Raw genomic sequence first — 8,099 nt, forward strand, 5'->3', positions numbered from 1 at the left:
AGCTACAGTCCCGTTGGAGAGCGTCGGATCTTTGCCGGCAGGCAGCTTCTTGCCGACGAACAGGGCATTGTCAGGATAGCGAGCGAGACAGATGCCGTTGCGGTCGGTGATGGCGAGCGCGGCTCCCTCCGGAACGCCCTTTTTCGCGATGTAGTCGGCGAGCCAGTCGAGGCTGAGGGCCGCTATAACGACGCCGCCCATGCGATCTTCGTCGTCGTAGAATGGCAGCGCAAACTGGAGGACGCTGCGACCGGTCGTTCGGCCGACTGCGAACTCTCCGACTGTGAATTTTCCGGTTTTCACGACGCTGGCAAAGTAGGCACGTCCAGCTGCGGTAGCCGGCTTATGCTCTCTGGCTGAGTCGCAGAAGGCGTCGCCATTCATGTCGACCACTATAAAGACGATGAACTCCGGATATTGTCGCTTGATCCGGGACAGGTAGGCATCGCATTCCTGGACGTCCTTCGCCTTGATCGCCGGAACCTCCGAGAGCGCAATCAAAGCCTGGTGAACTCCCTGGACGATCTGCTGCTGCTCAGCGGCGGCGAGCTTGGCGAGCCCGAGTACTTCGTCCTGTACTTCAACTTGGCGCGTGCGACGCAGGTCGATTTCGTTGTACGCCTGTATCGCGATTGCCGGCAGCATCGCCGCAGCTACCAGCGCGAACAGGCGTGATAACAGGCTGCCCATTGCTAGGATTTCCCACTCACAATCAGCCGCACGAGACCGACCGTGCCAGTCCACCGACGAGCGTCATTGTGTGAAGCGTTCTCCGGACTGCAATCATCGATCAATTGCCGGATCTCGTTGCCGACAAAAGCCGTGATGCCGCGCTTGGACACTTCGTAAGCGCGTCCAGCTCTTCGGATGTCATGAAGGCCATTGGCGTGGCTGCGCATTGTTGTATTCGAGGTCGCTGATAGCGTCCGTGACCTTGCCGGAAATACCGCTTTTGAGATCCGTGTGTGGCAATCGTCGAATGATGGCGGGGAGCCGTTCGGCAAGTTCGCGGTTTCGCCATCTGCAAGGCGGTGTCGTCGCGAAACGCCATCAGTACAGTCACCATCAAACGCCGCGCCTGCCTTTTCGTTTTTCAACGACTCGGTGACCAAGCCGACCACTCGCGTGATGGCGGGCGGCTTTGTCCAATCAGGTGGCCGGTATCACATTGTGGTTGAGCCGGAACATGTTGGCCGGGTCGTAGGTCTTCTTGATGGACGCCAAGCGCGCGTAGCGCTGCGGCCCGTAAATCGCTGCGCCGTCGGCCGCCTCATCCGGCGCGAGATTGTTCACGAAACGCCGGTCGCCCTGCCAGGGCTTCATGCCGTCGAGCAGCTCGGCGACCGACCTCTTGAGTTGCTGCTCCTGCGACAGCGGACCGACCGAGACGCCGAGCAGGCTGTACGGCAGGCCCCTTGTAGGTACGGCGTTGGGCACCGCCGGCTCCCGGTCCCACGCCCCGCCCAGGGCACGAAGCTCGGCGATCACCAGGGCGGTCTCGGAATCCGGACCAACCAGTTCGATCAGTTTGTCCTGCGCCTGCGCCGGAAACTCTCGCAGCATGATGCCCCGTTCGTAGTAGGGCAGCGGGTCGGTCGGCTCGCTGTGGATCGACGCGACCTCGCTGTACGGCATGTCCCGCACGGTGTCCAGGACTGCCGGAGCTACCGCCCGCAGCGGCGCTATCATCCGCTCGCCGTCCGCGGTCGTGCCGTTGTAGGCGATCCGCACCGACACCAGAAACTTCCCGCGTACAGGCTCGGGCACTCCTGGCACCGATGGCATCCGCATCACGGCAATCGACGTGACCATGGTCTCCGGGGTGCTCGGGTGCCAGTCGGTCCAGGCTCGCAGCACGTCGGCCGTGCGCTCGCCAGGGAAGAAGATGCCGCCGCCGTAGAGGCGGGACACCGGGAACAGCTCCAATTCCAGGGCGGTGACCACTGCGAAGTTGCCCTTGCCGCCGCGCAGCGCCCAGAACAGGTCGGGCTCGGACTCGGGATCGACGAGCCGCAGGTCGCCGTCCGCGGTGACCGCGTCAAGCGAGCGCACGTGGTCGGCGGCGTAGCCGTGTGAGCGGCCGAGGGTCGGGCTGAGGCCGCCGCCTAGGGTGTAACCGGAGACTCCCACGGTGGGGTTTGACCCGTTCAGCGGGGCCAGCCCGGCTTTGGCCGCCTTCGCGATGACCTCCGACCACAGCGCTCCGGCGCCGACCCGAGCCGTGCGGCCGGCCACGTCGATCGTTATGTCGTTCATTCGATGAGTCGCGATGAGGACGGCGCCGCGCGCCTGGCCGACAATCTGGTGACCGGTTGTCTTCACCAGGAGCGGCCGGTGCTGCCCCGCCGCGAAAGCAACGGCGGCCTGGACATCGCGCGCGCTCTCCGGCACCACGATCACCGCAGGAACCAGCTCGTGATTCAGATTCCAGACGGTGCGTTCGTCGTCGTATCCCGCCTCGCCCGGCAGTAGAACCGAACCCGCGACCGTGGCCAGCAGGGGCGCGGCATCTTCCGGCAATACCGGCGGCAGCGACGCATCGTTAAAAGCCATGACATACATCCCTGTTTCTAGTGTCATAACCAAGCCAAGACGCCTGAACGGTCCGAAAAGCCTCTGTAGTTCTCCTCCGCCGTTCGTGATTACGGCCATGGTGGGCGGGGCCTGAATTAGTGCGGTTCCGAAACCAGACGCGCCTCACGTTTGACCCCACCTCAACCAGCTGTTCGTCGCCTTGGCTGCCAACTCGTTCAGCGCGCCTGATGTCGCTTCGACGACACACTTGGCGGAGTCGCCGAGTTCGCGCGATGCGTGAGATACCGGGGATCGTTGTCGGAAAGGTCGTGCCGGCCTCGTCTTGGCAGACCAGCGCCTTTTGCGGCAGGTCGATGCCGATCGTCAGTACCGATTGCATCAGCGGTGTTCCACGCTTGGCCCCGAAGATCAAAAGATCTGGCGGCGCAGCGGCGCCCGCGGCGGGATCGATATGGGCAATCACCGTCATGCCCTTGGCGCGGACCTCAACTTCGAACGGCTTCATGGTCTATTCCGGTCCGAAGTTGCTACGCGTCGCGATCAATCCATCTTCAGACATGGCATGCTCTTCCGAGGGTAAGCGCGTTCAAGGCGACGATGAACGCTTTTGCGATTCGCATCTCTTCTTTCCTGAACAGTTTTGCTGGATCGAACTCCGGATCTGGCACGAAGCCATCGCGATTAGCATCTTGATTTTGACAAGGCTCTCTCGATCCAGCTTGCCGTCGTAAGCCATAGGCCGCCGCGCGGGGCTGCGTCGTGGGTCTAACGCGCCCTTTCGTGTCTCGCGTCACGCACCGGCGTCGCCTGACGAATTCGACGATTGACCGAGTATCCCAGCGGCATGCATGTCACCGGTGCAGAATGGTGTCGCTCGCCCGCGCAAGATCGCTGTGGCCCGCGATCTCGGCGGCGAGGTCGAGGTCTCGGGGGCAAGCAGGGCGAGAGCGTGATCCTCCGTCGATCTCGTCGAGGTGAAGGTCGCCGCGGACAAGACCGCGTAAGCCGCGGTGATCCGCTATCGGCGGGTTTGTGGAAGAACAGGGTGAAGAGCAGGGTGGTAAAGGAATCTGAAGGAATCACCAAGTCATCCCAGAACCAAACATACCAGGTGAGAACCGGACGTAGCAGGAATGTTGGACGCGGAGCATTTTGTCCGGCTCTGCCGGGAGATCAACGAATAAGTACGCGCTGACAACTAACCTGTTGCCGGCGCCTCACAACCCGCTAGCCAGGGTTCGCGTTCCTGGTTGCGGTGCTGATCGGCCTCTCGGCGTGGCTTCATTTACCTGGGACCTGGGCCTTCATCTTTAAGCTGGCGGCCCGATCGTCTCAGCGCTGCTCAGCTCATCACCGCCGGCTGTCACGATCGCGCGCTTCTCCAACATTTGATTGCGCGTGCCGTTGAAGAGTCGGATCGGAGCCCTCTTTTAGGAGCTTCAAACCACAGCCTTAAGGGATCTCGGTGACAATGCGGACTGACCTTCTGATGCGCAGTGCTGACCTTCTGCAGACGCCCGAGTTGAATTACGAACAGTGGAGGGATCTATTGCGCCCGATTTGTGGGCTGCACACGATAGACAACCCTAAAGCCTTTGCCGGCCGGGTTCGCCGCCGGGACATCTTCGGACTTAATGCGTCGGAGATTAGGAACAATAAATGCCGTTGCGAACGGACACAAAGGGATGTTCGCCTTGACGGCCTTGATCACTGCTTTGCCGTATTTCAGGTCGCTGGACAATCAACCATCATTCAAGATGATCAGGCCTTAGCACTGGGGGTGGGAGATGTCGCGTTCGTAAATTGTGCCCGTCCAGTGACGTATCTTAATGATGGCCACGAACAGTGGATCACACTGCAGTTGCCTCGCCAGCGTCTGATTCGTGGCGTTGGATTCGAGCCGCGCGGCGGCCTTACTGGCTACTCTGGAACGCCTGCATCACGCCTGCTATTCCAACTCGTTCTGGACGCCGTCAACGAAGAGGTGTCTACGCCTATGTCGGCTGGCAACTATATGCAATTGGCGGTTTTTGATCTGCTCGGAGCGCTATTAGCGCCGGAAGATCCAGCACCGAGGTCCCTTCATTCGGATCGATTGTTCAGGCGCATCTGCTTTGTCGTCAAAGATCGCTTTGCCGACCCGGATTTCGGTCCATCTAAGATTGCGGCCGAGGTCGGTATTTCGCTACGTTACCTCCAGAAACTGTTCACGAACCGCGGTTGTAGCTGCAGCGGCTTCATTCAATCAGTGCGCCTGGATCAAGCTGCGCGCAGTATTAATCGTCGGGCATCGATGAAGTCGGGCCAGAGTCTGAGCGAGATAGCCTACGCTTGCGGGTATCGCGATTACAACAATTTCGCCCGTGCGTTCCGCCAACGGTTCGGTCACGCACCCAGCGTTCACCTACAGGGAACGACGCCAACCTAGTGCGTGGCGTAACGGCCGCAACGGCGCGTTAGACCCACGACGCCGGCCGCGCGGTAGCCTGTCAGGCAGCTGGCGACGGCCGCGTCGCGAGATGTGTCGTCAGCGTGGACCGTCACAGACTCCATTCTGCTCAGTCCGCTTTTTCGTGCGCAGCATCAAGGGGCGGCCTCTCAGTCTGGCGAGTACATCCCGACATATCAGGACTGCCGTGAGTGCTACGGCGAGAACCTGGGCGGCGGCGTGCCCGGGCAGTTAACGCCGCTGGTTGCGCCCTGACGCGCTATCAGCTTTTCGACTTGGGCGCCGACTTCTTGGCCGAAACGATCGTGGCTTCTGCAACGGTTTCTATGCGCAGCCCTTCGAGGTTGTTGCATTCATGTTGCAGGACTTCGGCAGTCGGGCCAAGGACGTGCGGCAGAACAGCTGGCGCTGAACGAAGCAAGCTACACGGTCTCGCCGAAAGTTAATTGTCCTAGGCGCGGAGCAGCCAGTTGCCGACCGCTTCAGCATCCGCCGGTTGACCGCGGCAGAGCGTCGGCGTGAGCGGTCAATCAGCGGCGAACTTCAGTTCATTGGTATCGAGGCTGCCAAGGCTAATGTTAGTGCGCCCTGCCGGAAACTGCTCGAAATCGTGCTAACGAGAAATATCGGCGCTGGCTAACGCTTGCGGAGAAAGCAGGGTGCTCCCAACTCCTCGTTCGCGGTTGGAGTGCCTACTGGATTGATAGTTTTAACCGCTTCCGTCGGACGACGCACGGAGAAGTCAAGCACCGCGTCGTGCGCAGCAGCAGTCTCGAATCATAGGAGAACCAAGATGGATTCCATTTCCCGTCGGCATCTATTGGCGGCAACCGCCGCCGGTGGTCTTCTTACGACTGCGGGTCTCGCGCATGCGCAAACCGGAGGCGCCGCTACTCCACAGCCACAGCGGCTTGGTCACGGCGGCACCGATCCCGGCCCGCGCAATCTGATGCGGGATCAGCAGAACCCGGATCTGTTGGTTCCGCCATCGACCGATCATGGCACGTTGCCGAACCTGCGCTTCTCGTTTTCCGATGCGCATGTGCGGCTCGAGCCGGGCGGCTGGACCCGCCAGGTCACGCGGCGCGAGCTCGGGGTTGCGACCTCCATCGCCGGCGTGAACATGCGTCTGAACGCCGGCGGCGTGCGCGAGCTGCATTGGCACAAGGCGTCGGAATGGGCCTACATGCTGTATGGCAAGGCGCGCGTGACGGCCGTCGATTCCGAGGGGCGCTATTTCGTCGACGACGTCGGTGTCGGCGATCTCTGGTTCTTCCCGGGCGGGACCCCGCACTCGATCCAGGGCCTCGGTCCCGACGGCTGCGAATTCCTTCTCGTGTTCGACGACGGCGACTTCGACGAGGACAACACTTTCCTGCTCAACGACTGGTTCCGGCGCGTGCCGCCCGAGGTGCTGGGCAAGAATTTCGGCGTGCCTGCCGCGCTGTTCGGCCACACCCCCGAGGAAAGCGAACGCTATATTTTTGCCGCGCCGATACCGGGGCCGCTCGGCTCCGAAGCCATACCTGGCGCACAGGCGGCGGAGACGAACTACACGTGGCGGATGATGGAGCAGGTGCCGATCAAGACCAGAAGCGGATCGGTGCGGATCACCGATTCCCGTCTGTTCCCGATCAGCACCACGACCGCCGCGGCGCTCGTCGAAGTCGAGCCGGGCGGACTGCGCGAGGTGCATTGGCACCCCAATGGCGACGAGTGGCTCTACGTCATCGAGGGGCAGACGCGCATGGGCGTGTTCGCCGGCCAGGGGCAGGCCCGAACGTTCGATCTGCAGGCCGGCGATGTCGGGTACGTGCCGGTGGCGATGGGGCACTACCTCGAGAACACGGGACCGAACACGCTGCGATTTCTCGAGACGTTCAAGAGCGACCGCTTTGTCGACTTTTCTCTAGACACCTGGATGGCAGCCACGCCGCCCGAACTGGTGCAGGCGCATCTGAACCTGGATCCACAAGTGATGAATGGGCTGCGCAAGGCCAAGGCTCTGGTCGTGCCCGAATAACGGTCTACGCCGGAGTGCGTCGCGGCGCACTCATCGGCCGCCGACGGTGAACCGGGGCTGGCGGGACCCGCCGCCAAGCTTGCGGTGGACAGAGGCTGTGTGGTTCGCCTCAGCGGCAAAGCCTCAGCCCCCTGCTCGCGAAACCGGGCATGCAAGCAGGGGGTAAGGGGCCGAATTTCTCCGACCTTCAACTCGCCAGCAACGGCGTTTCGCTTGCGGCGCCGACCAGCAGCGGCACTCCACTCATGCTGGTGGGCGACATCGGCGGCTGGGCGGTCTTCGAGCAGCAGCTTTATCGCGTGCCCAAAAGCGATGATCGTGGGATCGGCGTATTCGCTCGTATCTCCGGCGCTCCGGCCGACCGCAATCTGATCGATCTGTACGCCGACGCCGGCCTCGAATTCATCGGCCTCAGCGACAAACGGCCGGACGACAAGTTCGGGATCGCGGCGGGCTACGCGCACGCCTCGAAGCGAGCCCAGGCGCTCGACTTTGATTATCGCGCACTCGCCGGCCCGGCGTGGCTGGTGCGCAGCTCCGAAGGACTCCTCACGGCGGTGTATCAGTATCAGCTGCGGGACGGCTGGACCCTCCAGCCCAATTTCCAATACATCATCCGGCCGGGCGGCGGAGCGACGGACCCGACCGGTCCAATGTCGGGCCGAGCGCTCAAGAACGCGGCGGTCTTCGGCCTGCGCACGACGTTGAAATTCTAGGAAGCTTCAGTTGCGTGAACTGGATGCTCACCCGTGGCGGCTCGAGCTGGACTGGCGCTGCCACCAGGCGGCCCTCGAGATCGGCTGCATGCTAAGCATCAATCCGGACGCGCACTCGATTGCTGAGCTCGACCACATGGACTAGGGCGTCGAGATGGCTGCAAGGGCTGCGGGCCCGGACAGGATACTGAATGCGATCTTGCCCGAGATTACGCGATATCTCTGCCAGAAGAGGCGCTCGCTATCCCGGGCCGCCTAATGTCGGTCTGTAGGTCGTTATGACAGCCATGCGGAATGAGGCTTGGTGACGCCGTTGCTTGACTGCACGAAGCGCGTAACGCCGCCGCGTGGCGCGACCGGTAAGCCGGGAACCAAA

8 protein-coding genes are annotated in these 8,099 nt (G+C 62.1%); 4 read left to right on the forward strand and 4 right to left on the reverse strand.

Annotated features, from left to right (window positions below; translation table 11 throughout):
• The 4 genes from AC5ZG1_RS42800 to AC5ZG1_RS42815 form a co-directional block, all read right to left on the reverse strand.
• The coding region (locus tag AC5ZG1_RS42800) for a PDC sensor domain-containing protein (RefSeq protein WP_496136409.1) at positions 1–645 on the reverse strand (645 nt) is incomplete at its 3' end.
• A gap of 47 nt (positions 646–692) precedes the next feature.
• Positions 693–1,112 carry a hypothetical protein gene (locus tag AC5ZG1_RS42805; protein WP_496136410.1) on the reverse strand — a complete coding sequence of 140 codons (420 nt, stop codon included), beginning with the start codon at positions 1,110–1,112 and terminating at the stop codon, positions 693–695.
• Positions 1,113–1,149: 37 nt separating this feature from the next.
• Positions 1,150–2,553, reverse strand: a complete 1,404-nt coding sequence (locus tag AC5ZG1_RS42810; protein ID WP_496136411.1) for an FAD-binding oxidoreductase — start codon at positions 2,551–2,553, stop codon at positions 1,150–1,152.
• Entirely contained in the window at positions 2,543–3,040 is a 498-nt protein-coding gene (locus tag AC5ZG1_RS42815) for a DUF302 domain-containing protein (RefSeq protein WP_496136412.1), read from the reverse strand. Before AC5ZG1_RS42815 ends, AC5ZG1_RS42810 begins: the two co-directional genes overlap by 11 nt.
• A gap of 984 nt (positions 3,041–4,024) precedes the next feature.
• On the opposite strand from AC5ZG1_RS42815, the gene AC5ZG1_RS42820 reads away from it, so the two are divergent.
• From AC5ZG1_RS42820 to AC5ZG1_RS42835, 4 genes are all read left to right on the forward strand, one after another.
• A complete protein-coding gene (locus AC5ZG1_RS42820; protein ID WP_496136413.1) occupies positions 4,025–4,963 on the forward strand; it encodes a helix-turn-helix domain-containing protein in 939 nt (312 codons plus the stop codon).
• A gap of 814 nt (positions 4,964–5,777) precedes the next feature.
• Complete coding sequence (locus tag AC5ZG1_RS42825; RefSeq protein WP_496136414.1) at positions 5,778–7,007, forward strand: cupin domain-containing protein; 1,230 nt, start codon at positions 5,778–5,780, stop codon at positions 7,005–7,007.
• A 149-nt stretch (positions 7,008–7,156) separates the two neighbouring features.
• Positions 7,157–7,723 (forward strand): carbohydrate porin, encoded by a 567-nt coding sequence (locus tag AC5ZG1_RS42830; protein WP_496136415.1) that lies wholly within the window; start codon positions 7,157–7,159, stop codon positions 7,721–7,723.
• Positions 7,724–7,733: 10 nt separating this feature from the next.
• The gene (locus AC5ZG1_RS42835; RefSeq protein ID WP_496136416.1) at positions 7,734–7,868 is read left to right on the forward strand and encodes a hypothetical protein; all 135 of its coding nucleotides are present in this window, start codon (positions 7,734–7,736) and stop codon (positions 7,866–7,868) included.
• Positions 7,869–8,099 lie beyond the last annotated feature (231 nt).

Source organism: Bradyrhizobium sp. Leo78 (assembly GCF_059512425.1).